Source organism: Neorhizobium petrolearium (assembly GCF_017873175.1).
In the GTDB taxonomy this organism is placed as follows: Bacteria; Pseudomonadota; Alphaproteobacteria; order Rhizobiales; family Rhizobiaceae; genus Neorhizobium; species Neorhizobium petrolearium.
Map to the genome: position 1 here is coordinate 197,995 of NZ_JAGGJW010000009.1, position 26,218 is coordinate 224,212.

Below are 26,218 nucleotides of genomic sequence, written 5' to 3' on the forward strand. Positions count from 1 at the left end.
GGTTCAGCTCCTCTTGATACGGGGGTCGATGATTGCTTGCGCCACATCCACCGTCAGGTTGACGAGGACGAAGAACAGGGCGAGCACCAGGATCGTCCCCTGAAGCAGAGGCAGATCGCGCTGGAAGATCGCGTTGGAAAGCAGGAAGCCCGTGCCCGGCCAGTTGAACACTGTCTCGATCAGGATCGAGCCGCCGAGCAAGTAACCGAGCTGGATACCCATGACCGAAAGCCCGGTCGGTGCCGCGTTGCGCACGACGTGACGCAATACGTCGCCGCGATGGAGGCCTTTGGCATAAAGCGCCTGCACGAAATCCATCGAATAGATTTCCCCGACCAGGGCGCGCATCGTGCGCGCGACGATGCCGATGGGAACGACCGAAAGGGTGATCGCCGGCAGGATAATATGGCTCAGATGCGTAAAATCCCACATCCAGGCGCCATCCCCCGCGCCCATGGCCGGCAGCCAGCCAAGCGTGACGGAGAAGATGATCACTAGCACGATGCCGAGCCAATAGTTCGGCAGTGAAACTCCGGCAATCGCGACGGTCGTGACGGCGCGGTCGATCCAGCTGTCGCGGAAATAGCCGGCCAGAAAGCCTAAGAAGATGCCGAGCGGAAAAGCGATCAGGCTGGCGGCAAAGGCCAGAACCAGGGAATTCTGCACGGCGCCAATCACCTCGCCGGCGACCGGTCGGCCCGAGGCGATGGATTTGCCGAGATCGCCCTGCACGGCCTTGCCGAGCCAGATGACGTATTGGGTGGGAAGCGGCTTGTCGAGACCGTAGGCGGCACGCATCGCCTCCTGTTCCTGAGCCGTCGCATCGACGGCCATGATGGCCGTCAACGGATCGCCCGGTGCGACATGCACCAGCATAAAACAGATGGCGCTGACGCCAATGGCGACAGGACAGACATAGAGCAATCGACGGAGGAGATAGACCAGCATCAGCACGCCTGTTGATCGGACTGACAGGGTTCCGGCGTCGTCATGCGACGCCGGAAAGCGGATCGTCGGGCAGAACCGAAGGCATGGATTTCGCCCCGGCTCCTCCCCATCACTCCATAGTGATACTGGAGAAGTTCTGGAACCAGTTCTGCGCCTGAACGAACCCCTTGACCTTCTTGCTCATGGCACGGGGTGCGACGTCGTGAGTAACCATCAGGAACAGGGCGTCATTGACGAATTTCTCATGCGTTTTGCGCATGACTTCATCCTGCGCTGCCGGATCGAAGGTGGTCTTGATCTGTTTAAACAGTTCTTCCATGTCTGGATCGCAATAGGCGCCCCAGTTGGTGCCATTCGGAGCCTTCAGGTCGCATGCCAGATGGCGGATGAGGCCGGTGAACGGGTCCTGGATGAAATAGGTAAAGTTGATCGATTGTGCTCCCTGTACGCCTGCATCGGCGGCACCAGCGCGCCACAGGTTGATCATCTGGTTCCATTCCACGACGACGAAATCGACGTCGATCCAGATTTCTGCGAGGCTCTGCTGGATGTATTCGTTCATCGGCAAGGGCAGCATCTGGCCGGAACCCGACGGCGAAATCAGCGCCTTCACCTTCAGGTGCTTGTCGGGACCGTAACCGGCTTCCTTCATCAGCGCCTGGGCGGCCGGGAGATCGTACTTGACCTCGAAGGTCGGCTTGCCGAACCACTGGCTGGACGGGGGGAAGAAGCCCTTGGCCGGGATCATGAGACCGCCGAGAAGTTCTTTCATGCCGTCGCGGTCGATGGCGAGGTTGGCGGCCTTGCGGACGCGGATATCGTTCCACGGGGAATCAGGCAGGCGCGAGAGGTGCCAGGTCCAATTATGTGGATAGGCGTTCGAGACGATCTCGTAACCGGCGCCCTTGATCGCCGGGATGGTATCGGGGGCCGGCGCTTCGATCCAGTCGACCTGGCCAGACATCAGCGCGGCGGAGCGGGCATTCGGCTCCGGCAGCGGGATCAGCACAAGTTTGTCGAGCTTCGGCATCCGGGTCTTGTCCCAATAGTCGGGGTTCGGGACGAGTTCGGCGCGCTCGCGCGGTACAAAGCTGGTCAGCTTCCACGGACCGGTGCCGGACGGAGCCTTGGCGACTTCATCCCAGCTCTTGCCTTTGGCCTCCCAGTTCGCCTTGGATGATATGACGATCCAGGAGAGTTGATAGGGCAGCGTCGCATCCGGCGTCTTGGTGATGATTTCGAGCGTGGTGTCATCGATGGCCTTGTAGGAGGCGACTGCCGGAATACGCGACTTGCCCTGGGCGGACTGGCGCTGATCATATTGCTCGGCATCGGGCTTCAGCAGTTTGTCGAGATTCCACACGACGTCACTGGCGGTGAACTTCGAGCCGTCATGGAAGGTCACGCCTTCACGGATCTTGAAGGTCCACTTGGTCTGGTCAGCCCCATCGACCTTCCATTCCGTGGCAAGGCCCGGAACAAGGCCCGACGGCTTGTCGGCGTTCGCCAGGTCCCACTCGATCAGCGAATCGTAGACCGTATACCCCATGAACCGCTGGCCTTCCCCCCCCTGATCGGTCTGGCCGGTGGTCAGCGGAATATCGGCGGCCGTCATGCCGATGCGCAGCGTGCCGCCGGCGTTGGCGTTCTGAGCACCCATGACCATTGCGGCCAACGGGATCGCCGCGGCCAATGCGGCCGCCCTCACGAATTTCTTCAGCATTGAACTGTTCCCCTTGTCTTGTTTCGGCTTGTCTTGTTTCGGCACGCAAATTGCGTGTTTCCGTCAAATGGAACGGCGACCTTTGCGGGACGTCCCTTCCACCCGGGGGTATCCGACCGCTCCGGGCATTTCCCGCCATTCGGCCCGTCCGCCGTTGACTGTTTTTCGCCTTTCCTGAAAAATGGGCGTGGTCTGACCGGCCAGACCATTCAATAACAAGCGCCCTTTGTTTAGGCAAGCCTATATATTAGGCAAAACAGCAGACTAGGAGCCTCCATGCTGAGCATGCCGCGCGAAATGCCCGCCGAGCGAACGAAGCGGTCGGTACCCGTGCGGGTTGCGGAAGCCATCCAGCGGGTCATCGCCGAGGAGAAACTGAAGACCGGGGACAAGATTCCCTCGGAACGCTTGCTGGCCGTGATGCTGAACGCTTCGCGCGCTTCGGTACGCGAGGGCATTTCCATGCTGGAGACCCTCGGGCTCCTGCAGGTCGAAGTTGGACGCGGCGCCTTTGTCGCGGAACCGAAGACTTTCTCGCCACTCGACCGGTGGCGCTTTTCCACCGGCTATTCGCTGCAGGAAGTCTATGAATACCGCCGCACCGTAGAGCCTGTGGCGCTGGCAATGGCCGCCTCCCGCTTCTCGCAGGAGGACATTGCAGCCCTGCGCGCCTCCGCCGAGGCGCTGGCGAGCCATGCCCGCACCGGCAATTCGGTGAAGGCGGCAGAACAGGACACGCTGTTCCATGCCATGATCTACGATCACTGCGGCAACCGCATCTTCCAGGAAATACATGACCGAATGGGAGAAGCAATCCGCAGCAGTCAGTGGGTGCCGATGGTCATTCTCGAAATGATGACCGACACGGCGCGCGAGCACATGCGAATCGTCGAGGCGCTGGAGGCCAAGGACATCACCGGCGCCTGCGCGGCGCTCGTCGCCCATATCGATGCAGCAGCGCATCGCTGCGGCATATGAACGAGGCTCGCCGGTGTTGAAGCATACCAACGGTGCCGCACGACGCCGGATCACACCCACGGTCAAGCATCGATCCCACACAGGACTGAACAATCATCGCGTGGAAAATTCGCATTTGCCTCTGCGAAAACGGAACGGCTGATGCAACAGTTTCACTCGCCAGGATCACCACAACGCTTCACCAGTGCTCCTTCCGCAATTCGAAATCTCTTCGTCCGCTACGCTCGAAGTGCCCAGCAGCAGTAGTTATGGATGAGGATGTCCAGATGGTCCGGATATCCGTGCTGACGAAGAGAACGATGCGGATGCTGCGCCGCTCGCATTCGTGGCGCAAGCCGTTGATCATCGTCCAGCTTACGAAGGTTGAGGTCGCTGTGGGGAGCGGCATCGCTTATGATCGCCAGGAGGACCGTGCGCAATGTCGCGATGGTGGCCCGGCTTCTGCGCTTTTCCAGATATCCCAGCCATTGCGCCGAACCCGGCACGCGGTTGCGCACCCCAATGGAAATCGGAGCAGTTCCGTTCAGGACATGCGAGGCTGTGCTCAGAGATACGCCGTCATCAAGGGCGACGTCCTTCAATCCGATTTTCGCTTTCACGTTTACCCCGCTCAACGCGCAACAGCGGAGGTGCCGGCCGCAGTCTGGTAGATGATGTTCTAGAAGACGGAGCGCGCGGGTTGCAGTAGTTGCGCCAATTTCATTGCAGGCTTCGGCAGCATCCTCAAGCAAGCCGTCGTTCCATCAGGCTGCCGTCCCAATCCGCAAACTATGCGCGGCACCGAATTCCACCCGGAGAACCAGACTCGACGAAAACCAGTTAGCCGCGCCCCTCGCCCAGTCACACATGCCGATTGCCTGTCTTCGCAACCGCGAAGACCGTGCTGGCATCGCTGACGATGGCAACATGCGAATAAGCCGTCTGGCCCGCGGCCGCACCGTCCGCTCGCAGGATCGCGGTGACGATCGCGTCGTGCTCCTCATAAGACCTTGCAAGGCGTCCCGGCAGACGAAATTGCGCCCGGCGGAACGGAGCCAGCCGGGCACGGGTCTGCGTCACCAGCTCGAAAACGTGCTCATTGTGCGCGCCACGATAGAGGCGCGTATGGAATTCGGTGTTGTGTGCCGAATAGTCCTCTTCCGCGCCGGCATGCACCAGCTTTATGGATGCCCGATGGTCGAGTTCCAATGCCCGCCTTTCGTCGACGGTCATCCGCTCAGCCGAAAGCCTTGCGCAGATCGCTTCGAGCTCAGCCATCGCTTCGAACATCGAATGCAGATAGGTCTCGGTGACATTGGTGACAACGGCGCTGTGGTTCGGTTCGCGGGCCACCAGGCCCATCGCCCCAAGTTCCCGCAGGGCTTCCCGCACAGGTGTTCGCGATACCTCGAACCGGGTGGCAAGTGAAACCTCGTCGAGCCTCTCGCCCGGCAGCATCGCACCGGTGACAATCATGTCAGCGATCGCCCGCACCATCTGCTCGACAGTGGTTCCGGTTCGGATGATTTCCCTGCGTCTGACCTGCCTCACGCTACTCTCTGCTCGATTCGACATTCTGCATACAGATGCCGTTCCGCAGCTGATAAGTCAAATAACGTCCAGAAAGCACTGGTAATTTTCAACTTTGTAATCACGCAATTCCGCATTTGGCCTCTGCCGTATCATCGGGATGTCAATAGACCGGCTAAATTATAATCATTGTTCACTTATTGATCGAAATCATGGGCAATCTGTATGCACTTTCCATAAGATATGAATCGAAATAAAATTTTCTGAAACGAAAACAATACCTTGAATTTTGGCACGCACATTGCATGCACTTTTGTGTATCCGCTCAAAACCGGCCAGACGCCGAAGGAGATTCCCAATGACCAAACTCCTTTCCATGAATCGCCGCAATTTCCTTCAGACTTCCGCCGCCGGCGCGCTGGCCGGCATGATGCCGGGCCTGGCCGGATCACCCGTGTCCGCCCAGACCGCGCTCACTATCGGCTTCATCTATGTCGGGCCGAAGGACGACTACGGCTATAACCAAGCGCATGCCGAAGGTGCTGCCGTTATCAAGGCCATGCCGGGCATTACCCTGGTCGAGGAAGAAAACGTCCCCGAGACCGTCGACGTTCAGAAGACGATGGAGTCGATGATCAATCTCGATGGTGCCGCCCTGCTCTTCCCGACTTCCTTCGGGTATTTCGACCCCCACATGCTGGCCATGGCAGCAAAATACCCGGATGTGGAATTCCGCCATTGCGGCGGCCTGTGGCAGGAAGGCAAACACCCGGCCAATACCGGCTCCTATTTCGGCTATATCCATCAGGGCCAATACCTGAATGGCATCGCTGCCGGCTATGCCTCGAAGAGCAAGAAGATAGGCTTCGTCGCCGCCAAGCCCATCCCACAGGTGCTGCAGAACATCAATGCTTTCCTCCTCGGCGCCCGATCCGTCGATCCGGCCATCACCTGCCAGGTTATTTTCACGGGTGAATGGTCGCTCGCGGTCAAGGAAGCGGAAGCCACCAACGCGCTGATCGACCAGGGCTCCGATGTCATCACCTGCCATGTCGACGGCCCGAAGGTGGTGGTCGAAACCGCCGCCGGCCGCGGTGCCTTCGTCTGCGGGTACCATGCCAACCAAAGCGCGCTCGCCAAGGACAAGTACCTGACCGGCGCGGAATGGGCCTGGGGCAATGTCTACACGAATTTCATCAAGGCGGCCCAGAGCGGCGGCAAGCTCGGCAATTTCGTCCGCGGCGGCCTGAAGGACGGTTTCGTCAAGATGAGCCCGCTTGGCCCGGCCGTTTCCGCCGAGGCCCGCAAGAAGTTCGAGGCGACGCTCGCCGAAGCCACGGCCGGTAAGCTCTCCGTCTTCAAGGGGCCGCTCAAGGACAACAAAGGCAATGTCGTGATCACCGCGGACAAGGCCTATGCAGAAGATGCAATCGATCTCGAAAGCATGGCCTATCTCGTCGAGGGTGTCGTCGGGTCGACCTCGTAACGGACCGCGGGAGAAGCGCCATGACGGTTCAAGCGAACGATCCCGGGCTATCCATATCGGCGGGAAGCGGTACCCGGATACGGCCCCTTCTCGAGTGGTTCGCGCGGCGGGCGGAAGCTGTGGCGATCGGGCTCGTCGCGATCCTGATCGGCCTGGCGCTCTTTTCCCTCTTCATCCTGGTGATCGGCAAGTCGCCGGTCACCCTCTTCCAACTCATGTACACGGGCGGTTTTGGAAGCTGGTTCTCGGTCCAGAACAGTCTTTCACGCGCCGCCCCCCTGCTTCTGACGGCGCTCTGCGTCGCCCTGCCCGCCCGCCTCGGCCTCGTCATCATCGGCGGTGAAGGTGCGGTGGTGCTCGGCGGCGTCGCTGCGGCAGCGGCAGCCATGCCGTTGCTCGGCCTCGTTCCGCCGGCCGTGCTGTTCGTCTTCATGGGGCTTGCCGCCATGGTGATCGGCGGGCTCTGGATCGGGCTCGCCGGTTTCCTGCGCCACTATCGCGGCGTCAACGAGACGATCTCCTCGTTGCTCTTGGCCTATATCGCAATCGCCCTGATGAACCAGTTCGTCGAAGGGCCGCTGCGCGACCCGGCAAGCCTCAACAAGCCCTCCACCAGGCCGCTGCCGGCCGAGTACATGATGGGCGACATTCCCGGCATGGACGTCCATTGGGGCCTCATTATCGGCATCCTCGCCTGCATCCTCTCCTGGATCCTGATGGAGGCGACGAGCTATGGTTTCGCGGCCCGCATCGCCGGCGGCAATGTACGGGCCGCGCAGATTCAAGGCTTGCCGGTCGGCAAGCTGATCACGGGCTTTACCGCCATAGCAGGCAGTTTCGCCGGACTTGCCGGGATGGTGGAAGTGGCTGCCGTGCAGGGCAGCGCCAATGCCTCGCTGGCGGCCGGCTACGGTTATACCGGCATTCTCGTGGCCTTCCTCGCCCGCCACAATCCGCTGGCGATCATCCCGGTCGCCATCCTGCTCGGCGGCATCGATGCCTCGGGCGGCCTCATCCAGCGGCGCATGGGCCTGCCGGATGCCACCGTGCTGGTCCTGCAGGGCACGCTCTTCATCGTCATTCTCTTCTGCGAAACCTTCTACGGCCGCTTCAGGATCTTCGATCCCGACCTCTGGAAAAGGAGCGCATGATGGACGAGTCAGGTATCGGTTTCTGGGGCGTGCCTCTCGCGATCTTCGCCGGCGCCATCCGCGTCTCCACTCCCTTCATCTTCGTCTCGCTTGGCGAGACGATCACCGAACGCTCCGGCCGCATCAATCTCGGGCTTGAAGGCACACTCGTCTTCGGCGCCATGAGCGCCTATGCGGTCACGGTGCTGACCAGCTCGCCCTGGCTCGGCGTGCTCGCCGCGATGGCCACGGGCGCCGTCTTCGGCCTGGTCCATGGCTGGATCTGCAAGTTCCCGAAGGTGAACGACATTGCGATCGGTATCGCTATGATGCAGTTCGGCCTCGGCCTTGCCTTCTTCCTCGGCAAGCCGTTCATCCAGCCGGCTGCCCCGAAACTGCCCTCCATTCTGCTCGGCGGCTGGTCCGGCATTCCACAGGTACAGGCAGCGCTCAACATCAATGTGCTCTTCTTCATCGGCGCGAGTTTGGCGGTGTTCCTCTTCTGGGCCTTCAAAAACACCCGCATCGGCCTCACCCTGCGGGTCGTCGGAGACAGTACCGATGCGGCGCGCGCCATGGGTCTCAGTCCGGATACGGTGCGCCTGCTGGCGACCGCCGTTGGCAGCTCATTGGCAGCGGTCGGCGGCGCCTATCTCTCGCTCTATTATCCCGGCTCCTGGAACGAGGGAATTTCCTCGGGCCAAGGGTTAATGGCCGTGGCGCTCGTGATCTTCGCCCGCTGGAACCCGATCGGCTGCTTCCTCGCGGCCTTGCTCTTCGGCGGCGCCGGCGCGCTCGGTCCGGCGCTGCAATCGGTCGGCGTCACGCAGGGCTATTACCTCTTCTATGCGGCACCCTACGTGCTCACCCTCATCATCTTGATCATCACCTCCTCACCGACCCGCTCGCTGGCGGGCGCGCCTGGCGTACTGTCACTGACAAAATAAAGGAGTTCCCCGATGAACGGACTTGGCGGCCTCAACAAATCCGAACACGGCGTCGGCATTGGTCTCGTCCAGCTCCAGTTGCCGGTGACCATCACCAAGGCGGATCTCACCAGGCAGACGCACGTTATCGTTGATCTCGTCGGCAAGGCGCGGCGCAACCAGCCCGGCATGGATCTCGTCGTCTTTCCCGAATATGCGCTGCACGGGCTTTCCATGGACACCAACCCGGAAATCATGTGCACGCTCGACGGGCCGGAGGTCGCCGCGTTCAGACAAGCCTGCAAGGATAACGCCATCTGGGGCTGCTTCTCGATCATGGAGCTGAACCCCGGCGGCATGCCCTACAATTCCGGCATCGTCATCGACGAGCAGGGCGAGCTGAAGCTCTATTACCGCAAGATGCACCCATGGGTGCCGGTCGAACCCTGGGAGCCGGGTGATCTCGGCATCCCGGTCATCGACGGGCCGAAAGGCGCCAAGCTGGCACTGATCATTTGCCATGACGGCATGTTCCCGGAAATGGCGCGCGAATGCGCCTATAAGGGCGCCGAGATCATGATCCGAACGGCGGGTTACACGGCGCCGATCCGCGAGGCCTGGCGTTTCACCAACCAGTCCAACGCCTTCTGCAATCTGATGGTGACGGCAAGCGTCTGCATGTGCGGTTCTGACGGCACGTTCGATTCGATGGGCGAAGGCATGATCTGCAATTTCGACGGCACGATCATCGCTCACGGCACGTCCGGCCGGGTGAACGAAATCATCACCGCCGAAGTACGGCCGGACCTCGTTCGTGAAGCGCGGCTCGGCTGGGGCGTAGAGAACAACATCTACCAGTTCGGCCATCGCGGGTACGTCGCCGTCGCCGGCGGCGCGGGCGATGCGCCCTACAGCTACATGCACGACCTCATCGCCGGGAAATACAGGCTGCCCTGGGAGGCCGAGGTGAAGGTGACCGACGGCACCTCCTGCGGTTTCGGCAAGCCGGTGCGCTGTTACGGCAAAACCCTGAAACCCGCTGCGGAATAGGAGACACGACGATGGACGCGATGGTCGAGACCAAAGAGCATTTTATCGACGCCGATCCCTATCCATGGCCCTACAACGGCAAGCTCCGATCCGACAACACGGCGCTGATCATCATCGACATGCAGACCGATTTCTGCGGCAAGGGCGGTTATGTCGACCACATGGGCTATGACCTGTCGCTGGTGCAGGCGCCGATCGAGCCGATCAGACAAGTCCTCTCTGCCATGCGGGCCAAGGGCTACTACATCATCCATACCCGCGAGGGACACCGGCCGGATCTTGCCGACCTGCCGGCGAACAAACGCTGGCGCTCGCAGCGCATCGGCGCCGGCATCGGCGACCCCGGCCCCTGCGGCCGCATCCTGATCCGCGGCGAGCCCGGCTGGGACATCATCCCCGAGCTCTATCCTATCGAGGGCGAGGCGATTATCGACAAGCCCGGCAAGGGCTCCTTCTGCTCCACCGATCTGGAGCTGATCCTCAACCAGAAGCGCATCGAGAACATCATCCTGACCGGCATCACCACCGACGTCTGCGTCTCGACCACGATGCGCGAGGCGAACGACCGCGGCTTCGAATGCCTGCTTCTCGAAGATTGCTGCGGCGCGACCGATTACGGCAACCACCTGGCCGCCATCAAGATGGTGAAGATGCAGGGCGGCGTCTTCGGCTCCGTCTCCAATTCCGAAACCTTGGTGAGCCAGCTTCCATGAGCAATATCGTCCGCGATACGCCCCTCCCTCAGACCGGCAAGGCGATCGGCGTCGAAACGCTTGGCATGACCATGCGCTTCGGCTCGTTCACCGCACTCGACAATGTCTCGATCAGCGTGCCGGCCTGTTCCTTCCATGCGCTGCTCGGCGAAAACGGCGCCGGCAAGTCGACGCTCGTCAAATGCATCATGGGCTTCTACCATGCAACCTCAGGCTCGCTGTCGGTCGATGGCCGCGAAGTGGCGATCGCCTCGCCTAAGGATGCCGCGACCTACGGACTCGGTATGGTTTATCAGCATTTCACGTTGGTCCCGTCGCTGACCGGCGCGGAAAACCTCGTCATCAGCCGCCCCGAGGTACCGGCCGTGATCAACTGGGCAAAGGAGCGGAAGGATCTTGCAGCCTTCATGGAGCGCATGCCGTTCAACATCCCGCTCGATCGGCCGGTGAGCGAGCTCGCCGCCGGCGAAAAGCAGAAGCTCGAAATCGTCAAGCAGCTCTATCTCGGCCGCTCCTTCCTCGTACTCGACGAACCGACCTCGGTTCTGACGCCGGCGGAAGCTGACGAAATGCTCGGCCTCGTACGCGGCATGACCGAGCGCGGCGAACTGACTGTGCTGATGATCTCCCACAAGTTCCATGAGGTGACCAAGTTCACCGATGCGGTCTCGATCCTGCGCCGTGGAAGACTGGTCGGCACCGGCAAGATCGGCGAACTTTCGACAACCGACATGGCGGCAATGATGATCGGTGACGTGAGGCTCGCCGAACTCGACAGCCGCCTGCCCGTCCCGGAAGCGGCAAGACCCGTGCTGACAGTCGAGAAGGTCAAGGCGCCGGATCGTTCGGGCCTCAAGACGATCGAGATCGAGGACCTGACGGTGCGGTCCGGCGAGATCGTCGGCATTGCCGGCATTTCCGGCAATGGCCAGAAGGAACTGACCGAAATCCTCGCCGGTCAGAGGCCGACCGACACGGGCCGCGTCGTCGTCAACGGTGAGACCTATGGCGCCACTCGTTCGGAGACCCGCAAGAACAACGTCCGCTTCATCCCGGAAGAGCCGTTGCAGAACGCCTGCGCGCCCAAAATGACGGTGAGCGAGAACCTCGCCTTCCGCACCTTCGATCTCAAGCCGAATGGCAAGGACGCGATCTGGCTTTCCAGGGGCGCAATGAAGAAACGGGCGGCTGCGCTCATTTCGGATTTCAAGGTGAAGACGGCCTCCTCCTCGTCGCCGATTGCTGCCCTTTCCGGCGGCAATGTGCAGCGCGCCGTACTCGCCCGCGAGCTGACCGGCGACGTCGATCTGCTGATCGTCTCCAACCCCTGTTTCGGCCTCGACTTTTCCGCCGTGGCGGAGGTCCGTGCCCGCATCATGAAGGCCCGCAATTCCGGCACGGCCGTGCTGCTGCTTTCCGAAGACCTCGACGAACTGCTCGAAATGTCGGACCGCATCATGGTCATCTCGGAGGGTAAACTGGTCTACGAAACGTCGGCCCTCGGGGCGGATGTCGGCGTCATCGGCGCGCATATGGCGGGGCATCACTGATGGGCGATATCAAGGCGGAACCCTTCACCTTCCCGGCGATACCGGAAGCACTGGCGCTGATCGTCATCGACATGCAGCGGGATTTCGCAGAACCCGGCGGCTTCGGCGCCAGCCTTGGCAACGATGTTTCCCGCATCACCAGGATTGTGCCGGAGGTGAAACGCCTGATCGAGGGCTTTCGAGCCGCCAGTCTACCGGTCATCCACACGATGGAGTGCCACAGGCCTGACCTCTCCGATCTGCCGCCCGCAAAACGGGATCGCGGCAACCCTTCGCTCCGAATCGGCGACGAAGGCCCAATGGGCCGCATTTTGATCTCCGGCGAGAGAGGCACCGAAATCCTGCCGGAACTTGCGCCAATCGATGGCGAAGTGGTGATCGAAAAGCCCGGCAAGGGCGCTTTCTACGCCACGGAGCTCGGCGACGTGCTGAAGGCAAAGGGCATCAGGCAGCTCGTCTTTGCCGGCGTCACCACGGAAGTCTGCGTCCAGACCACCATGCGCGAGGCGAATGACCGGGGTTATGAATGCCTGCTCGCCGAGGAGGCGACGGAGAGTTACTTTCCCGAGTTCAAGGCGGCGGCCATGGCCATGATCCGCGCCCAGGGTGCGATCGTCGGCTGGACCGCCCATGTTGACGACATTCTGGAAGGGATCGCGCCAAAGGGGATGGCCAATGCCTGAATCAACTCGCGAACTTCTGACGCTAGGCGGCTGGAAAGACTTGGAATTCGAACCCTTCCGCGGCGAGGTCACCATCCACTGGATCCGCTCCTTCGAGGGCAATCAGCCGGGCGTGGCACTGCTGAAGTACGAAGCCGGAGCTTCCGTGCCACGTCATCGCCATGAAGGGCTCGAAACCATCCTGGTGCTCGACGGCGTGCAATCCGACGAGGCCGGCGACTATGGCCGCGGCAGCTACATCGTCAACGCGCCCGGCAGCGAACATTCGGTCTGGAGTGATACCGGCTGCGTCGTGCTGATCCAGTGGGACCGGCCCGTGAAAATACTCGAAGAGGAAATGCCATGCCCCCGCTAGCGACACCGGCTTTTGACATCGCCTCGCTGCACGCCTTCTACAGGGATGGCGGCAGCGTCGCCGACATTGTCGAGAGTGTCTTCGCCCGCATCGCGGAGGTGAACGATCCCGGCATCTTCATCCATCTGGCACAGAAGGACGCGGTCCTTGCGGAAGCGGCCAAACTTGGCGGTTTCGATCTGGAAAAACCGCTCTTCGGCATCCCCTTCGCGGTAAAGGACAATATCGACGTCGCCGGCATGCCGACCACCGCTGCGTGCCCCGACTATTCCTATCTGCCTGAAAAGGATGCGACCGTCGTCCGGCTGCTGAAGCAAGCGGGCGCGCTCGTCATCGGCAAGACCAATCTCGACCAGTTCGCCACGGGCCTTGTAGGCGTCCGCTCGCCCTACCCGATCCCGAAGAATGCCATCGATCCCGGCCTGGTCCCCGGTGGCTCGTCCTCCGGCTCGGCAGTGGCGGCGGCCCAAGGCATCGTCAGCTTCGCGCTTGGCACAGATACCGCCGGTTCGGGCCGCATTCCCGCGGGGCTCAACAACATCGTCGGCTTGAAGCCAAGCGTCGGTGCGCTCTCCACCACCGGCGTCATTCCCGCCTGCCGTACACTGGATTGCGTCTCGATCTTCGCACTGACGGTGGACGATGCCTGGAAGGCCTTCTCCGTTGCATCGAAATATGACGAGACCGACGCCTATTCGAAATCCATCCCCGCCACAGGCTACGGCCCGACCCCGCCAATGCTGACGATCGGCGTGCCGGTCAAGACAGACCTGCAATTCTTCGGCGATGCGGCAATGGAGGCAGCCTATTTCGACGCACTTTCGACACTCGCGAGGCTCGGCCACAAACTGATCGAAGTACCGTTCGGCGATTTCTATAAGGTCGCAAACCTGCTTTATGAGGGCGCTTGGGTGGCGGAGCGTTATGCGGCAATCAAGCCGTTCTTCGATGAGAATGAAGCCAGCCTCCATCCGGTGACGCGCAAGATCTACGGTGGCGCCAAGACACTCTCGGCGGCCGACGCCTTCAATGGTTTCTATGCCCTGCAGGCGCTGAAGAAGAAGATCGAACCGCGGGTCGCCTCGGTCGATCTGTTCTGTGTTCCGACGGCTCCGACACATTACACCCTTGCCGATCTGGAAGCGGAACCGATCCGGGAGAACTCCCGCCTCGGCACCTATACAAATTTCGTCAACCTGCTCGACATGTGTGGCATCGCCGTACCGGCCGGCACCCGCGCCGACCGCCTGCCGGCCAGTATCACGCTTTTGGCTCTCTCCGGCCGCGACGGGCTGACTGCCTCGCTCGCCCGCGATCTCCATCAGGCGAGCGGCTTGACGCTCGGTGCTACCGGCTGGCCGCAACCGGAAGCGGCGGAAATCATCTCGGCACCTGAAGACAACCAGTTGATCGATATTGTCGTGATCGGCGCACATCTTTCCGGCATGCCGCTAAACCATCAACTCACCGAACTCGAGGGCAAATTCTCCCGCGTCGCACGGACATCGGCAGCTTACAGGCTCTATGCGCTGGCGGACACCACGCCGCCGAAACCCGGCATCATTCGCGTAGAAGAAGGCGAAGGCGGCGAGATCGAGGTGGAAGTCTGGAAGCTGACGCCAGCGGCTTTCGGGCTGTTCGTTGCGGCCATCCCGGCCCCGCTGAGTATCGGCACGGTGACGTTGTCGGATGGGACTTCGGCCAAGGGCTTCCTCGCCGAGCCGCTCGGGCTGAAGAATGCCCTCGACATCACCGCCTTTAGCGGGTGGAGAGCATATTGTAAGAACCTGGCCTTCACGACCCATTGAACTCCCGGACGAAGAAATCCCGGACATTTGGCATTGAGCGCGATGGACGCCATACAGCCGCCCGATTGCCCGTCGTGTAGAGGCGATTTTCATCGATGCTGTGGCGGGCCGCCGGATCGTGGATCAGACGTAGGGTTACGTCCGGATAAGCAGTCGCGCACGGCCTGGCCTCAGCAATGCATGACACGGAAATTCCAGATCAACAGAGGCATCACGCCTCTTGGCGTCGTAGAACTGTGCAGAAGGCGCGCTCAAGCACGCGCAGCCGCAATGAGGCCGTTTTCCCTGGAGTATCAGAACCTGCCAACTTTCATCGAGCATCCTCGATGTCGCGCTTGGGCGGAGCGACACGCTTTTTTGTTTCACTTCGATCGGTATCACGGTTTGAGTGGCGATGCGCTGCCTCCGCATACAATATCCGCGTGAACCGTGTAGCCGGCGCCATACACAACCCCGCTATAGTCGAAGCAGAAGCGCTTTGGCATCACTCGGAAGAGGTATCTCTTGCCGCAGACGGCTGGTACATCAATCGCATAATCTCGCATGGCGATGGCTGGTGAAGGATCAGTCCACTTCTTGTGTCCTGCAAACGACGCGTTCTTCAAGACGATCGCCGAACCGGAGACGCCGACCTCTCCGCGCGTGTTGGTAAACTGACTTCCTCTCGCTGCAGACACTGATGGAAACTCAGAATCGAAAGGCAGGCGCGCATCCGTAGGCGGATCGGCTATAATCATAGCGACGTTGAAGCGAACGTCGTCACGTGTTGGCACCTCTCCATAACCGTTCCGGTATCGCCATTTCAAGTGAAGCGCCGGGTGCTCGCGGTCTTGCGGCTGCCAGCTCACCTCCGTCGTGAAATCCTTCGCGTCGAACCCGTCACCACTTTTGCCAGGAGCAGGGCAAGCGGTGTAAAGCGACTGATAGCCACATTCTTCTCCTCCCGCATCCCAAAGGCACTGGCTCAAGCGGTTCCACTCTTCATCGCTGATTTCCGGCGACAGCGTTGACAGCTCGCCCCCGTTTACCGGAGGCATCCATGGGTAAAGCTTGCCTGTTCCTGAGCGGAGGGCCCAATCAGTGCGGTGGTTCTTGACGTTGGTGAGAAGCACCTTCTGCTCGAACAAGGCGTCCAACTGTCCTGGAGTAGGACGAGCGATCATCGGCATTTTCCCCGCCGCGTCCGCAGCAAAACGGCGCCCGGTCTCTAATGTCGTAAGACTATGGCAGGATGTGCATGGATGCCCTGGAAAACCCACCGCTTTCGCCCGCGTCATCTCGAACGCACGTCCGGCAGTGTAGCCGGAGCCGATAACCCGAAAAGGTGCCTCGGCCCTGGCGGTGCGTCCCGGAAGAAATTCACCTTGTGCAAATGCCGCAGCCCTGCCGTCTGCATCGCCAGACGCGTACGCGACCCTGGCCTGCTTGACATGCGGATCTATGACATAGGGCTTCTTGTTGTCGTGGCACGCATGACAGTCGACCTTAAATGTCCTGTCGTAAAGTTCCCGAGCGCTAGCACGACCGGCTGCATCCGAGTAGGACTGTCCTCCTGGAGGAACAAAAGGCGTCGACCAATCGAAGGTGTCTCGATCTTTTCTTCCATCGATGAACGCGATCTCTCCCGTCAGATCGTTGAAGCCGATTGCACCGTAGAGCGCGAATTTGGGATCGGTGGACCTCCAATATTCGATGTTGTCCACTTCCAGACTGCTTGAAGACTTCCTGCACAGGAACGTCCACGAGACGTGATTAAGGCTTACACGGGCCAGCCGGGAGTTCATGGCACAGTAGGCTGACGCCGCCAGCGAGGGCTTGTCACACTTTGGCAGGCTTGTCGTTCTTCTGACCAGATTGCCGTAGACATCCCTGTGTTCGAACTCCAGGGGAAGTCCGGGCTTGCTCAGATTCGGTGCCAGATCCACGCTGTTGCCATCAACCTCCAGGATCAGACGCCTTGAATCCGGGGCATTGCAGTCGCCTGGCGGAATAGGCCCAAACACCGCTCTGGCTTCGTCTCCAAATTTCGTGATCGGGTCCTGGCTAACCGCGGCCGGTTCCCAAAGGATGTCGGCATTCCATGCTTCGACAATCTCGCCAAAGCGCCGATTGTCTTCGGGCGCAAAGACACTGGTTCCGATCTCGTCGCCCACCGATGCGGCCGTCGCGGGGCTTCCTGTAACGACGAGAACAGAAAACAGGCCGGCGATTGCTACTGGAGTACGGCGTGTCGTAGGCGGGGGTCGGCCATGGGTTACGGCCGATGCGGGCTTCATCTCGCTCGTATCCTGATGCCCGTGTCGTCTGTGATCACCTTCAGAATCCTAATCTTCCAGATCCCTTGGATCTGTCGAAGCGTGGCGATTAGGTTCGCCGTGTAGTCGACTTGCGGGCTGCTGATGTTCAGAGATTGGATGAAGACAACGACCGATACGATTACATCGATGTCGCCATCCGCTTTCTTACCCATCAGAGCGTTTGTAAACAATCTGCGAGCCAGCGCATGTCCCACATCCAGCCTTGCAAACACGCCACCAAAATGGCTTGAGATGCCCTTCAAGAGCTCGGCGCGGTCCTGCGCAGAGGCCGAATCGAGGCCGCAAAGATAGTATTCCGCGTCTTCGGTGAAGACCTGCGCAAGCATGGCGGAATCTCTATTATCCATTGCCCATGCATATCGGGCCAGAGTATCCATGACAGCATTGCGCTCCTCCATGGTTACGGGCCGATAGCTTGAACCCACGCCTGAGAATTCCGCCCAAATTTTCTCATCCTGGGTTGGACATTCCTGCGCCAGGAGAATCCGAGGCGCAATGATAGCGATAAAGGTCGCGAATATCGCGACTTTGACTAACTCCCACATTCGAACACCTCTTCCATAGCGTCTATCGATTGCAGATTTGAAAAGCTGCGAGTTCAGATGATAATCTGCCGTGTGATGATCGTGTGCTGCGTCAGTACAGTGGCGGCCGAGCGTGCGAAGTGTTGTGCGCTCGCTATAGACTTGGCACGCCGGCCCTACTTCTTGGATATCTCAATTTACTAATGTAGCGTGAGGCTATCTAGAGCGCAATTAAGTTAGCAACCTTCATCCCTATGAAGGAGGCACTGTGAACGACATTGAAAAATGGCTGACCGCCGTGGGATTAGCGCAACTTGCGCAGAAGTTCGCTCGCGCTCAGATCGATCTCGATAGCCTGAGGTTGCTCAACGACAAAGATTTACGCGAGTTGCGAATCCCGATGGGCCCGAGGCGGAAGCTGGTGGCGGCTATTGCGGCAATGGAGCAGCCGGGCGATGCGAAAGCGCAACGCAGTCCGCCAGAGCGTCGCCAGGTGACCATTCTGTTTTGCGACATGGTGGGATCGACAGAATATGCGGCGCGGCTTGATCCGGAAGATTTCAGCGATCTGACACAGAGCTACCTTACCCGGTGCGGTGGTCTTGCCAGATCGCATGGCGGCTTCGTCGCCAACTACGCTGGCGATGCCCTCCAGGTTCTGTTCGGTTATCCAGTCGCGGAAGAGAATGATGGGGAGCGCGCTCTCGATCTTGCGTTCGACCTGTTGCTGGCAGTTCCTCGGATCGAGGTCCCTGATCAAACGCCGCTGAACATTCGGATTGGGATCGCCAGCGGACTGGTCGTCATGGGCGACGTCGAGGGGGCACCGCCTGGTTTGCCCACCGTGGCTTTCGGACCGGTACCCAATCTCGCACAGCGATTACAAATGCTGGCGCCTCCGCAGACGATCCTCGTCGATCAGAGCACATACGCATCGGCCCGTCGCGCCTACGAATTTCAAGATCTTGGCGCTACAGTTGTGAAGGGCTTTGCCGAGCCGATCCACATCTGGCGTGCCAGCAAGGCCCTGCCGAGCAGCGACAGATTTAGCAAAGCCCGGATTACGCGACTGATCGGGCGAAGGAGCGAGATCGAGCAGGTTCTTGCTCTTTGGAGGCTGATCACCAAGCAAGGTGTCGCGCGCTGGCTGCTGATCTGCGGAGAACCTGGAATTGGGAAATCAAGGCTCCTATTCGAAGTCGCCAAGAGAATACAGGCGAAAAAGACGTTAATTGCGCAGTGTTCCGCCGCTTACAGCAACAGCGCCCTTTTCCCTTTCCTGCAACTGCTCAGACAAGAAGCCGGTATCACCAATGCGCTGCCGCCAGCCGATGCCGCGAGAAGGCTGGAAACCGCCCTCGTGACGAGCGGCGTTCCATTGTCAGTCTCGTTTCCGATATTTGCCAGGCTGCTCTTCCTCGAGCAGATGGACTATCCGCCCTCCGAACTCACATCGAGCGAGCAGCAGTCGATCGTCAGCCAGGTCTTTGTGGATTGGCTCCGCCACATGACGCTGCAAGGTCCGCTCTTGCTGGCCATCGAGGACGCGCAGTGGATTGACCCCTCTTCAAGCAACCTCCTGGATGGGCTTTTCAAGGCCGGCGATTTTCCTGCGCTTGTGCTGATAACCTCGCGTAACGACGTGGTGAGTTTCGGGGATCGGCGACCGGCCATAGATTGCCTGAAACTCGGACGCCTCAGCCGCGAAGAAACCGGTGCGCTCATCGAAAGCGCCACCCAAGGCATCAAGCTCGCATCGGCGGTAACCCAATCGCTGCTCAGGAAGGCGGAAGGGGTGCCGCTATACGTGGAAGAGCTTGCAAGATCTGCTGCGGAGCTAACAGCCTCTGGCGCCCCAGCGAACGCAAGCGACACTCCCATTGAGGTTCCCAACAATCTTCAGTCCGCCCTGCTCGCGAGACTCGACAAACTTGGACAGGGAAAGACAATCGCACAGGTTGCCGCGGTTATCGGGCGCGAGTTTGACATGAGGATGCTGTCACGAGTTGCCAATGTATCTGTGGACGCGCTGAAGCTGCAACTGGAACGTTTGACCGAGGTTGGCCTGATATCACCGCAGCCCTTCGCCGACTGGCCGAGATACGCATTCACACATGTATTGTTGCAGGAGGCTGCCTGCGGAGCGCTGCTCCGCGAGAAGCGGCGACTACTTCACGCGCGGGTCGCCCAGACAATCGAAGAAACGGAGCCAAGCACTGCCATTGAACATCCGGAGGTACTGGCGCAGCATTTATATGAGGCGGGGCAATTCGAGCGCGCCGCCGATCAGTGGCTGCATGCAGGACTGAAACTCGGGCAGACGTGGGCGAAAGTTGAAGCTGCGAACATGTTTGCCAAAGGACTGGCTTGTCTGCAAAAGCTACCGCCGTCCAGCGATCGAGATCGCAGGGAACTGCGGTTGGAGCTAGAACGCGGCGATGTGTTGTATGCGACATATGGGTACGTCACGCGCGAGGGAAGTGCCGCCTACCGCAATGTGATGCGGCTTAGCGAGGCATTGGGTGACGCGGAGGCCGCTATCCGAGCATTGGATGGTTTATTCGGCACCGCATTTAATTCTGCCCGCTTCAATGACGCAGAATGGGCAAGCAATCAGCTAGTCGACATAGGGAGAAACCGGCAAAACATCAGAGCCCTTGTTCTGGGCATGCAGTTTCTGGGCATGTGTGCATTCTCACGGGGGCGGTTCGATAAGGCCCGGCCATATCTGGAGCAAGCACTGGCATATCAGGCGGCCGCCGAAGAGATAGGAAGCGACTTCCCCAGCATGTCGATGATCTATCTATCTTGGACACTGCAGCTTCTTGGCGAGGGAAAGGAAGCCTTGGCGCTCTTCCAGCAGGCCGAAGCGCAGGCACGTCAGCAAACCGACTACCGACTTGCGGCATGTCTCGGCAACGGCTGTATCCTCATGGCCCTTCGTCATGATGCCACAATGCTCGAACCGATGATCAACGAACTGATACCGTTGGCGAGAAAGAATGGATTTCAGCTCTGGCTGAACATGGCGACGTTCTTTCAGGGCTGGATGCTCGTGGTGACTCGCCAGGATGCATCTGGCCTCGATCAAATGCGGCACATCTGCGACAACATGGGCGAGCAGGAGATCGATAAAACCTGTTATCTAGGTGTCCTTGCCGAAACCTATCTTAGATTGGGTCGGATTGCGGAAGCGTCAGATACGGTGCAACAGGCCCTTGCTCTCGCAAAGAAAACGGGCGAGCGATACTATTTCGCCGAACTGTTGCGCTTGAGGGGCGAGTTAAAGCTAAGCGATACCTCTTGAACCTCGGCAACCTATTTTGGCCGATACGGACATTCTTGTCTGCCTGCGACTCGCGCCGCCGGAGACCGAGGTTGTGCTGGATAACCGACCTCTTCGCGGCGGTGCCGCAAGGAAACCAGCATTGTTCATCTCGGACGCAGTCTCCGGCTCGATCATGAGGCTCTGCTTGAAGCCTTGGATAGTAGGTGCGGTCATGGATGTGATCGCTCGTGTACCATGCTGATTAACTGACGGCAATTCTCACCAGCCTACCTGAATTTGCGCCCGCGCTACATCGAACAGCTCATAAATCACCTCGACAGTTGGCTGGTAGTCGATGATGACAGATCTGTCCGACTTGACAGGTTGCGCCTCGCCCGCGCCAAGGGTAGCAGTACCGACCTCAGTGAGACATGATGGCTGCAGGGTAATGCAATACCCGGCCTCCTGTTACAATCGAAACTGCTCAGGAGGAGACGCGATGTCCGTCGTCATTCGTTTGCTGGAGCCCGGAGATACTTTCATCTCAAGCTTGGCCGCGGTTATGCAGGAGATGCAGGACCACTACCAGGTACCCAGCCCTGCCTATCCGGAAATAGTCGCCGGCATTGAGGGAAGGCCGCCTGGGGCGGAAATCCTGATCGCAGCTGAAAACGACGCTCTTGTCGGCTTCGCGGCTTTTTCCGGAATCTATCCTGGCCCGTACCTGCGGCCAGGCCTGTTCCTGAAGGAACTCTATGTCGGCAACCGGCATAGAGGTAAGGGCTTTGGTCGCCTCATCATGCAGGCCCTGGCCAGCATAGCCCGCGATCGGGGACTTTCCCGTATCGACTGGACGGCGGATCCGGAAAACCTCAGACTCCTGTCTTTCTACGACGACATCGGCGGAGCCCGAAAACCCGATAAGCTGTTCTATCGCCTCGACGGATCGGCGCTAGATGACCTCGCGGGCCTTGCCGTCGATTCAGAAAAGAGACAACGAGCATAACTTAGTCCTGCATATCCTCCGCGATCGCGCCTAACCATTTTTCGAAGATGCACATGGATTCGCTCGAGGCGATGTTTTCGGGTCGTGCGAACCAGTAACCGTAGTCGCTTCGATAGGCGAATCCATGCGGATTGACGAACCGGCCGGCGGCGAGGTCTTCGAGAATCAGGCCGCGGGGAATGAGCGCCATCCCCTGCCCCGCGAGTGCCGCTCGGATGACCATGGTATAATAGCCAAACCTTGTCGTATGCCGCACTTCAAGCCCCGGATAGCCGGAGCTTGCCGCAAAATGGCGCCAATGCAGCGGCGTCTGCGGATGCTCCAACATGACGCCGTTCGCCAGTTCCTCGATAGTATGCGGGTGCCCAACCTGTTGCCAGTAGGACGGCGCGCTCACGAGCAGGACGTCGCGACCAAAAAGGTAGCGTGTGTGTTCGCCCGGCAAGGGTTGGGTGAGAAAACGGAATATGCCGTCAGGGACTTCCGACTGTGTCGGCGACACGAAGGTCGTGAACTGCACCTCGATTTCGGGATGGGCTGCGGTAAATCCGGCAAAACGCGGCAGGAGCCAGCGATCACCGAAGATCGGCGGCACTTGCAGGCGCAGGACGCGCGGGCCGGGCTTCAGCCGCGCAACCCTAAGCGCCGCATCCTCCATCGCTTTCAGCGCCGTGCGCGCATGCTCGATATAGATGGTTCCCACCTCCGTCGGAACCATACCACGCGGTGTCCGGACGAAAGCCGGACTGCCGATCAGCCTCTCGAGCGATAACAGCTGTTTACTGACTGCGCTTTGCGTAAGGTTCGTGCTGTCTGCGGCAGCACTGGTCGAACCGCGCTCCGCGACCGCCAGCAGGACCCTCAGCGCCGTCGTTGAAGGCAGTTGCCGCCCCGAAGTCATTCCTGTCTCCACGCCATGTCTGCCCGTGCCGTCTTCCGTCGTCTCAAGGGAAATCCGTCCAAGGATCACAGTAGGCCGAATGGCATATTGGAGCTAGTCGCTTTCGTCATAGGGACCACGAAATAACTTCGCTTGTTCAACAAAGGAGCACGTGCAAGCCTTGCCAAAAGTTTAGACAAACAGGGGAAGATGAATGGCTGAACCCACGCAGCTCTGGGGCGGACGCTTCAAATCCGGACCATCCGAAGCCTTGGCGAATCTGTCTCGGGCACCTGTCTCCTATTTCCGCCTCTACCGCGAAGACATTGCAGGGTCGCGAGCCCATGCTTCCGAGCTGAAGCGGGCCGGCGTTCTGGACGAAAGCGAATTTGCCGCGATCCGCAAGGCGCTCGACGATATCGAAGCAGACGTTACCGCAGGACGCGAAACACCGATCCCGGGGGATGAGGACGTTCACACGTTCCTCGAACGCCTCCTCATGGCACGCCTCGGCACGCTCGGTGGCAAGCTTAGGGCCGGCCGCTCGCGCAACGACCAGACGGCCAACAACACCCGCCTCTACCTGCGCCGGATGGCGCGCGAGTTGAGCGCCGGCATCATCGCTGTCGAAGAGGCGATCCGGAAGCAGGCGATACTGCACACCGAAACGGTGATGCCCGGCTTTACCCACCTGCAGCCGGCGCAGCCCGTCGTGCTCGGCCATCACCTGATGGCGCATGCCCAGTCGCTGCTTCGGGACCTGCAGCGCTTCATCGATTTCGACCGCCGCTTCGATCGGTCGCCGCTCGGCGCTGCAGCGCTTGCCGGCTCCGGCATTGCCTGCCGCCCTGACCTGTCAGCCATTGAACTCGGCTATTCGGCAGCGTGCGAGAACTCGATCGATGCCGTCGCCTCGCGCGACGTCGTGGCGGAATTCCTGTTCATCTGCTCGCTCGTCGCGGTCGATCTGTCGCGGCTCGCCGAGGAAATCTGCATCTGGAGCTCCAAACAGTTCAGCTGGGTCCGCCTGCACGATTCGTATTCGACCGGCTCATCCATCATGCCGCAGAAGAAGAACCCCGACATCGCCGAACTCACGCGCGGCATGTCGGGGACGCTGATCGGCAACATCGCGGGCTTCCTGGCAACGATGAAGGCTATGCCGCTTGCCTACAATCGCGACCTGGCGGAAGACAAGCGCGCCCTCTTCGAGACCATCGACGTCCTGCAACTCATCCTGCCGGCCTTTGCCGGAATGGTCGAAACGCTGGACTTCCAGGTGGACAGGCTTAGGCAGGAAGCGCCTCGCGGCTTCACGCTGGCAACCGAAGTTGCCGACTGGCTTGTCGGACAGAACGTCCCGTTCGCCGAGGCGCACGAGATCACCGGCGCCGTGGTTCGCTATTGTGAAGAGCGCGGCCACGATCTCTCCGGCCTGACTGCGGAAGATCTTCCGAACATCGATCCGCGGCTGACGCCTGATATGCTGAAAGCCGTCACGCTCGAACATGCACTCGCCAGCCGGACCGGCTACGGCTCGACCGCACCGCAACGGGTGCGGGAGCAGATCGACCGTTTCTCCGAGACGCTCGAAACCTGCCGCGCCTTCGCCGCCGCATCGCCGTCTCCGCGTGGCGACAAGGTGGGAAAGGAGCAGGTCGCCCGATGAATGCCACGACGATCAGGACCACAGGTGATATCGGCAAATACGAGATTGCCCATCTCACGCTGGTGCCCAAACGGCACATCGGCCGAACCGTCGCAGCCGCCGTGGTGCTGCTGCTTTTCGCAGCCCTCGTCCGCGCCTTCAGCGTCGGCCAGATCGAATGGAGCTATGTGCGCGACTTCCTGTTCGCGCCGACCATCATCGCCGGTCTCGGCAACACGCTGCTGATGACCGTCGCCGCCATGACACTCGGCATCGTGCTTGGCGTCGTCATCGCCATCATGCGTATTTCCGGCAATCCGGTGCTGTCCTCGATCGCGGTCGGTTATGTGTGGGTTTTTCGCGGAGCACCGGCACTTCTGCAACTGATGCTGTGGTTCAACCTTGCACTGATCTTCCCGACCATGGGCATTCCCGGCCTCTTCGAATTCCGGACCGTCGACATCATGACGCCCTTCGTATCCGCCATGCTGGGGCTCGGAATCTCGCAGGGCGCCTACACATCCGAAGTCGTCCGAAGCGGGCTGCTTTCCGTCGACAGCGGCCAGTATGAAGCCGCGCGCTCGATCGGCATGACGCACATGAAGATGCTGCGCCGCATCGTGCTGCCGCAGGCCATGCGCGTGATGATCCCGCCGATCGGCAACGAGGTCATCGGCATGGTCAAGCTCACGTCGCTTGCCAGCGTCATCCAGTATTCCGAGATCCTGCACAACGCGCAGATCATCTATTTCGCCAATACCCGCGTGCTCGAACTGCTGCTGGTTGCGAGCTTCTGGTACCTGTTTGTCGTCTCCATTCTGTCGGTCGGCCAACATTATATCGAGCGCTATTTCGGTCGCGGCATCAAATCGATCCGGTCTTCGGTCTGATGAAGGAGGATCACATGAGCAACGACATCATCGTCAAGGCCGTCGACGTCACCAAGCATTTCGGAAACTTTCTGGCTCTCGACAAGGTCAATCTCGAGGTAACGCGCGGCGAGGTGAGCTGCATCATTGGCCCTTCAGGCTCCGGCAAGAGCACCCTCCTGCGCTGCATCAACCTGCTGGAGCGCCTGGACGGCGGCGCGATCTGGGTCAACAACGAACTGGTCGGCTACCGCCGCGAAGGCGACCGGCTACATGAAATCTCCGATGTGGAGATCTCGCAGCAGCGCCGCCGCATCGGCATGGTCTTCCAACGGTTCAACCTCTTCCCGCACATGACGGCACTTGAAAACATCATCGAAGGTCCAGTCCAGGTCCTTGGCGAGCCAGCCAGGCAAGCCCGCGAGCGAGCAGAAACGCTGCTCGAACGCGTCGGCCTCGCGGACAAGAAGGACCACTACCCCTCGGAGCTTTCCGGCGGACAGCAGCAACGGGTGGCGATCGCGCGGGCCATGGGCATGCAGCCCGACCTTATTCTCTTCGACGAACCGACATCCGCTCTCGATCCGGAACTTGTCTCGGAAGTGCTGGACGTGATGCGTGACCTCGCATCCTCCGGCATGACGATGATCGTAGTCACCCACGAAATGGGCTTCGCCCGCAACGTCGCCAACACCGTGACCTTCATGGAAGCCGGCAAGGTGATCGAAACAGGATTGGCATCGGAGGTTCTCAGCACTCCGAAAAGCGCCAGAACGGCAGAATTCATCAAGGCCGTTCAAAGCTGAGGCAAGCAGCGACGGCATAACCGGCCGTCGTCCCAGATGA

21 protein-coding genes and 1 pseudogene are annotated in these 26,218 nt (G+C 60.2%); 15 read left to right on the top strand and 7 right to left on the bottom strand.

Going from position 1 to position 26,218, the window contains the following annotated elements; all coding sequences use genetic code 11:
- Nucleotides 1–3: 3 nt before the first annotated feature.
- Together J2046_RS18585 and J2046_RS18590 are read right to left on the bottom strand one after the other, a co-directional pair.
- Nucleotides 4–948 (bottom strand): ABC transporter permease, encoded by a 945-nt coding sequence (locus J2046_RS18585; RefSeq protein ID WP_210054362.1) that lies wholly within the window; start codon nt 946–948, stop codon nt 4–6.
- Between the two features lie 109 nt (nt 949–1,057).
- Nucleotides 1,058–2,671, bottom strand: a complete 1,614-nt coding sequence (locus J2046_RS18590; RefSeq protein ID WP_210054364.1) for an ABC transporter substrate-binding protein — start codon at nt 2,669–2,671, stop codon at nt 1,058–1,060.
- Nucleotides 2,672–2,947: 276 nt separating this feature from the next.
- Between J2046_RS18590 and J2046_RS18595 the strand changes: the two genes are divergently transcribed.
- A complete protein-coding gene (locus tag J2046_RS18595) occupies nt 2,948–3,649 on the top strand; it encodes a FadR/GntR family transcriptional regulator (protein ID WP_210054366.1) in 702 nt (233 codons plus the stop codon).
- Nucleotides 3,650–3,920: 271 nt separating this feature from the next.
- On the opposite strand, the pseudogene J2046_RS18600 reads toward J2046_RS18595, so the two are convergent.
- Nucleotides 3,921–4,248: pseudogene (locus J2046_RS18600) on the bottom strand (LacI family DNA-binding transcriptional regulator); the annotation flags it as partial.
- A gap of 241 nt (nt 4,249–4,489) precedes the next feature.
- Nucleotides 4,490–5,179, bottom strand: a complete 690-nt coding sequence (locus tag J2046_RS18605) for a GntR family transcriptional regulator (protein ID WP_210054369.1) — start codon at nt 5,177–5,179, stop codon at nt 4,490–4,492.
- A gap of 337 nt (nt 5,180–5,516) precedes the next feature.
- On the opposite strand from J2046_RS18605, the gene J2046_RS18610 reads away from it, so the two are divergent.
- Genes J2046_RS18610 through atzF form a run of 9 tightly spaced genes read left to right on the top strand, consistent with a single transcriptional unit; the run spans nt 5,517 to nt 14,859 of the window.
- The gene (locus J2046_RS18610) at nt 5,517–6,644 is read left to right on the top strand and encodes a BMP family ABC transporter substrate-binding protein (protein WP_210054371.1); all 1,128 of its coding nucleotides are present in this window, start codon (nt 5,517–5,519) and stop codon (nt 6,642–6,644) included.
- 20 nt (nt 6,645–6,664) lie between these two features.
- Nucleotides 6,665–7,795, top strand: a complete 1,131-nt coding sequence (locus J2046_RS18615; protein WP_210054373.1) for an ABC transporter permease — start codon at nt 6,665–6,667, stop codon at nt 7,793–7,795.
- Nucleotides 7,795–8,721 carry an ABC transporter permease gene (locus tag J2046_RS18620; RefSeq protein WP_210054375.1) on the top strand — a complete coding sequence of 309 codons (927 nt, stop codon included), beginning with the start codon at nt 7,795–7,797 and terminating at the stop codon, nt 8,719–8,721. Before J2046_RS18615 ends, J2046_RS18620 begins: the two co-directional genes overlap by 1 nt.
- A gap of 12 nt (nt 8,722–8,733) precedes the next feature.
- The gene (locus J2046_RS18625) at nt 8,734–9,750 is read left to right on the top strand and encodes a formamidase (RefSeq protein WP_210054377.1); all 1,017 of its coding nucleotides are present in this window, start codon (nt 8,734–8,736) and stop codon (nt 9,748–9,750) included.
- An 11-nt stretch (nt 9,751–9,761) separates the two neighbouring features.
- Nucleotides 9,762–10,463 (top strand): biuret amidohydrolase, encoded by a 702-nt coding sequence (gene biuH, locus J2046_RS18630; RefSeq protein ID WP_210054379.1) that lies wholly within the window; start codon nt 9,762–9,764, stop codon nt 10,461–10,463.
- Entirely contained in the window at nt 10,460–12,013 is a 1,554-nt protein-coding gene (locus J2046_RS18635) for an ABC transporter ATP-binding protein (protein WP_210054381.1), read from the top strand. Before biuH ends, J2046_RS18635 begins: the two co-directional genes overlap by 4 nt.
- Nucleotides 12,013–12,696 (top strand): cysteine hydrolase family protein, encoded by a 684-nt coding sequence (locus tag J2046_RS18640; protein ID WP_210054383.1) that lies wholly within the window; start codon nt 12,013–12,015, stop codon nt 12,694–12,696. Before J2046_RS18635 ends, J2046_RS18640 begins: the two co-directional genes overlap by 1 nt.
- On the top strand, nt 12,689–13,051 hold the full coding sequence (locus J2046_RS18645) for a cupin domain-containing protein (RefSeq protein ID WP_210054384.1): 363 nt from the start codon (nt 12,689–12,691) through the stop codon (nt 13,049–13,051). Before J2046_RS18640 ends, J2046_RS18645 begins: the two co-directional genes overlap by 8 nt.
- Nucleotides 13,039–14,859 carry an allophanate hydrolase gene (atzF, locus tag J2046_RS18650; protein WP_210054386.1) on the top strand — a complete coding sequence of 607 codons (1,821 nt, stop codon included), beginning with the start codon at nt 13,039–13,041 and terminating at the stop codon, nt 14,857–14,859. Before J2046_RS18645 ends, atzF begins: the two co-directional genes overlap by 13 nt.
- Before the next feature lie 377 nt (nt 14,860–15,236).
- Here atzF and J2046_RS18655 read toward each other — a convergent pair whose 3' ends face one another.
- Both J2046_RS18655 and J2046_RS18660 read right to left on the bottom strand, forming a co-directional pair.
- On the bottom strand, nt 15,237–17,135 hold the full coding sequence (locus J2046_RS18655) for a hypothetical protein (RefSeq protein ID WP_210054388.1): 1,899 nt from the start codon (nt 17,133–17,135) through the stop codon (nt 15,237–15,239).
- Nucleotides 17,132–17,722: a nuclear transport factor 2 family protein gene (locus J2046_RS18660; RefSeq protein ID WP_210054390.1), complete on the bottom strand. Its 591-nt coding sequence runs from the start codon at nt 17,720–17,722 to the stop codon at nt 17,132–17,134. Before J2046_RS18660 ends, J2046_RS18655 begins: the two co-directional genes overlap by 4 nt.
- A gap of 247 nt (nt 17,723–17,969) precedes the next feature.
- Here J2046_RS18660 and J2046_RS18665 point away from each other — a divergent pair, with 247 nt between their 5' ends.
- Nucleotides 17,970–21,008, top strand: a complete 3,039-nt coding sequence (locus J2046_RS18665) for an adenylate/guanylate cyclase domain-containing protein (RefSeq protein ID WP_210054391.1) — start codon at nt 17,970–17,972, stop codon at nt 21,006–21,008.
- A gap of 460 nt (nt 21,009–21,468) precedes the next feature.
- On the top strand, nt 21,469–21,975 hold the full coding sequence (locus J2046_RS18670; RefSeq protein ID WP_210054392.1) for a GNAT family N-acetyltransferase: 507 nt from the start codon (nt 21,469–21,471) through the stop codon (nt 21,973–21,975).
- A gap of 1 nt (nt 21,976) precedes the next feature.
- Here the strand turns inward: J2046_RS18670 and J2046_RS18675 are convergent, their stop codons facing one another.
- Nucleotides 21,977–22,876, bottom strand: coding sequence for a LysR substrate-binding domain-containing protein (locus J2046_RS18675; RefSeq protein WP_210054394.1), 900 nt, complete (start codon nt 22,874–22,876; stop codon nt 21,977–21,979).
- A 193-nt stretch (nt 22,877–23,069) separates the two neighbouring features.
- On the opposite strand from J2046_RS18675, the gene argH reads away from it, so the two are divergent.
- Genes argH through J2046_RS18690 form a run of 3 tightly spaced genes read left to right on the top strand, consistent with a single transcriptional unit; the run spans nt 23,070 to nt 26,178 of the window.
- A complete protein-coding gene (argH, locus tag J2046_RS18680; protein WP_210054396.1) occupies nt 23,070–24,524 on the top strand; it encodes an argininosuccinate lyase in 1,455 nt (484 codons plus the stop codon).
- Nucleotides 24,521–25,393 carry an amino acid ABC transporter permease gene (locus J2046_RS18685; RefSeq protein ID WP_210054397.1) on the top strand — a complete coding sequence of 291 codons (873 nt, stop codon included), beginning with the start codon at nt 24,521–24,523 and terminating at the stop codon, nt 25,391–25,393. Before argH ends, J2046_RS18685 begins: the two co-directional genes overlap by 4 nt.
- A gap of 14 nt (nt 25,394–25,407) precedes the next feature.
- Nucleotides 25,408–26,178 (top strand): amino acid ABC transporter ATP-binding protein, encoded by a 771-nt coding sequence (locus tag J2046_RS18690; RefSeq protein WP_210054399.1) that lies wholly within the window; start codon nt 25,408–25,410, stop codon nt 26,176–26,178.
- Nucleotides 26,179–26,218: the final 40 nt, after the last annotated feature.